The sequence below is a fragment of the Endozoicomonas sp. ONNA1 genome, from assembly GCF_024606325.1.
In the GTDB taxonomy this organism is placed as follows: domain Bacteria; phylum Pseudomonadota; class Gammaproteobacteria; order Pseudomonadales; family Endozoicomonadaceae; genus Endozoicomonas_A.
Genome location: NZ_JAHHPN010000154.1, coordinates 1 through 3,200, shown reverse-complemented (window position 1 = coordinate 3,200; position 3,200 = coordinate 1). Strand labels below are relative to the sequence as shown.

The following is a 3,200-nucleotide window of genomic DNA, read 5'->3' as shown; positions in this document are numbered from 1 at the left end:
TAGACCAATTTATTGCAACAGCAGTAGGACAGCCTTAAGTCCGACAGGCTGCTAGCGCTTTCAGCAGTCGGTGCACAGTATCCCATCGGGGCTGGACCTTGCCGTTAAAGGCTTTGTACAGACTCTCCCGGTTCAGGCCGGTCTGTTCCGCCAGTTGTGTCACGCCTTTATGTTTGACCACATGCCCAAGAGCCACAATAAAAACACCGGGATCATTATCCTGATAGGCTTCAGTCAGAAACCAGGGGATGTCATCATCGGTCAGGGCATTATCAAAAGGATTGTAGGGTTTCAACGATTCGCTCATGATTGTTTCCTCCAGTTCTTGCAATATTTCTCTGACTTTTCAATGTCCTGGGACTCGCTGGATTTGTCCCCAACACAATAGGATGACCAGCTGCTCACCACGAACAGTGAAATAGGGCCGATAGCCTTTGCCTGCAAGTATCCGCATTTCACTGATATTGCCACCCACGGATTTTACATTATGGTTAGCAATGCCGGCGAAGACGCACTGGAATAGGCCATAGAAATAGCCCCGACTGGCGACAGCCTTGAAGCCCGTGGTGCACCCGCGCAACGTAAGCGTTCAAGCAGGGTATTGACTCCCCCTACTTGCCGAGATCGGATTTTAACGGATTGGTCCCGAATTTCTCTTTCCAGATTCGCGGGATTAGCTCTCGGATATCGCACGTTGCTCAAGATGTGTTAGGGTTCCAAGGCTGATGGCAATACGACTGGACTCAAGTTTCTGATGCTGGCGGTAAAGCGGAGCGCGGAAGCAGTAATTCTCTACCAGCAGACCCGCGATGAAGCTGACATCGGGAAAGCTGCGATCAAATAATCCTAATGGTGTGGTTACCGTTGTTAGCGTCTGGCTGGGCTTGTGGCGAACGACTTCGCGCTGATATTTCAGGATGACATAGCTGGCAGGGCGCTGCGCCAGACTATAGGTGTACTTGTAGTCAATGATTTCGTAATGGTCTGCGTCTTCAAATTGTCTTTATTCCCAAAAAGAGGCAAAAGGTCATTTATGGAAGCTTGAGAAATTTTCTGGGAACCATTGTTAATGAACTTGCCAAGTGCAAAAAGTGCAAAATTGCGGAAGGGCATTTGATGCGCGATTACGTCCATATTTGCATTAGCATTCCGATGAAATATTCTGCTTTCCATATTGTCGGTTATATGAAAGGAAAATGTGCAATAGCTATTGCAAGACCTTTCAAAGGTAAGCAAAGGAATTTTTCTGGAGAGTACTTCCGGATACGAGGGTATTTCGACGCACAATAGGACTTGATGAAAATGTGATTAGGGAATATATCAGAAACCAAGAGAAAAATGATGGAACACGAGATCAGTTGAAACTTGGTTTTGACTCAGGCACTTGGGGGTAACATAAGCCCTTTGAGTGTTTCACTTAATAAGCCCCCGGCTCTACCGGGGGTAATTAACTGATAATCGCAATAATCCTGACACAGCGAGAGAGTCATGAATCAAAAGAGGAGATATCTTTGTTGACAAAAACCGAAGGGGTATCCTACGTTATTTAAAATTTTATGATAATGTCGATAATATAAAAATATTAAATGGAATTTAAAACGTCATGAAAAAATATAGATACATTTTGCTATTATTAATTCCTTTATGGCTTTCAGCAAATAGCATAATTCCAGACAATGCTGCTAATGGTCTGAACAATGATACAAGCATAAATCAGCATGAAGAAAAATGGTCAGACTTTACTTGGTATCCGTTTAAGATTTTGAGTTACCCTGCCAGATTCTGGAAAAGACCTTATGAGCAAAATATCACTGAAATAGAAAAAGAAGATAAAAAGCATTCTTTAAAAGGATACATTTTAACTGAGCTTGCTGATGGCAGTTATTCTTCATATGAAAAAATTAAAGATGGAATTGAATTAGAAATAAATAATAAAGCTGATTTTGAAGGGCGGTCTGCATCATATCGAAAAGATTATTCTAGATACACTAGTAAAAATTTCAACAAGCCAAATAAGCTTCAAACATACCTTTCTTCTGTTCCAAGTGTCTCTAAAATTGATGATAATGCAATATATGGATTAAAAAATATAGATCTTATCCTATCAGGAGGAACCTGGAAACCCTATTCGCTGGCTGTTGCAAAGAATCATTTGGCATTTTCAAAAGCAAGGCGTACTAAATACAAATTCATACTGTTTAGCCAGAATAGCGAAGATGATGACTCAATAGATTTGATGAATTGGATGCACGATAGGCAACCTTATTGGGGAAAAATATTTTTAATTAATAAGTGGCTGAAAGAGGGTCGAGTAAAATCTGGTAAATGGATTACCTGGATAGATGATGATATTGTAATCAATGATTTTAAGAATGATAAAAGCCATCTTGATAAAATAATAGATTCAGTTGGGGAGCATGCTTGCATTATAACTTCTCAGGATTACTGGTACCATCAAGGATTACAACAATTAAATGATGGTCGTTTACCGAATACAGGCATTATTATGGTTAAGAACACAAGGTATTGCTCTTATATTTTAGAGTTATGGCTTAGCTATGCAGATGATCCAACTTTGGGAAAAAATAGTCAAAAATATACGCTTCACGAACAGGAAGCTTTAGTCAGGTTAAAGATAAATATCGATAAAAGATCTTTAGTTATCAAATTTATTAGAAACAGGACTAAAGATTGGAATTTTAATACATTTAAAAGATTTAATCATTTTTACAATGGTAGTCAGGCAAATTACAATTCAGATACAGAAAATGATAGAGCAATAGCTGCACTTATGAATGATGCATATATTCATCACACAGGGATGGCTTCTCTCTATAGACTTGCACTTATCGCTCACTCACTTTTTGAAATTTCAGGTAATTACCCCGTTATCCAACATGCTGACGATGGCAGCTAACGGCACGCACACCGGCTGCAGATCAGCGCAGCCAGGAACCTGCGTTGTATGAGTGCTTTTTATCAAAATGGAACGCCTTGCGTTCCAAATCGAGCAGGTCCCACTATCGTCGTCTGACCCGTATTGAAACCCCAAATCCAGAGAGCGATATCTGCTGGAAGCCATACAATAGAGCTGGCATTCCCGGTCGCTGGATCGTCAGGTCAGCAAGCTGTATTACGAGCGCTTGCCCGCTGTGTCAGGATAGATGTCGCCTCTTTTGATTCATGACTCTCAATAATTG

Annotated in this window: 3 protein-coding genes and 1 pseudogene; 2 read left to right on the top strand and 2 right to left on the bottom strand. The window is 40.8% G+C overall.

All coding sequences use genetic code 11. From position 1 onward, the window contains the following. Positions 1–34: 34 nt before the first annotated feature. On the bottom strand, positions 35–307 hold the full coding sequence (locus tag KDK19_RS03605; protein WP_257274465.1) for an addiction module antidote protein: 273 nt from the start codon (positions 305–307) through the stop codon (positions 35–37). A gap of 366 nt (positions 308–673) precedes the next feature. After that, a complete protein-coding gene (locus KDK19_RS24265; protein ID WP_368736432.1) occupies positions 674–916 on the bottom strand; it encodes a transposase in 243 nt (80 codons plus the stop codon). Between the two features lie 68 nt (positions 917–984). Here KDK19_RS24265 and tnpA point away from each other — a divergent pair. Next, a pseudogene (tnpA, locus tag KDK19_RS03600) lies at positions 985–1,394 on the top strand (IS200/IS605 family transposase). A gap of 209 nt (positions 1,395–1,603) precedes the next feature. Then, a complete protein-coding gene (locus KDK19_RS03595) occupies positions 1,604–2,917 on the top strand; it encodes a hypothetical protein (protein WP_257274466.1) in 1,314 nt (437 codons plus the stop codon). Positions 2,918–3,200 lie beyond the last annotated feature (283 nt).

Bases quoted from the DNA above. Each gene is read 5' to 3' on its own strand.
- KDK19_RS03605 (WP_257274465.1), bottom strand. From the start codon at position 307: ATGAGCGAATCGTTGAAACCCTACAATCCTTTTGATAATGCCCTGACC.
- KDK19_RS03595 (WP_257274466.1), top strand. From the start codon at position 1,604: ATGAAAAAATATAGATACATTTTGCTATTATTAATTCCTTTATGGCTT.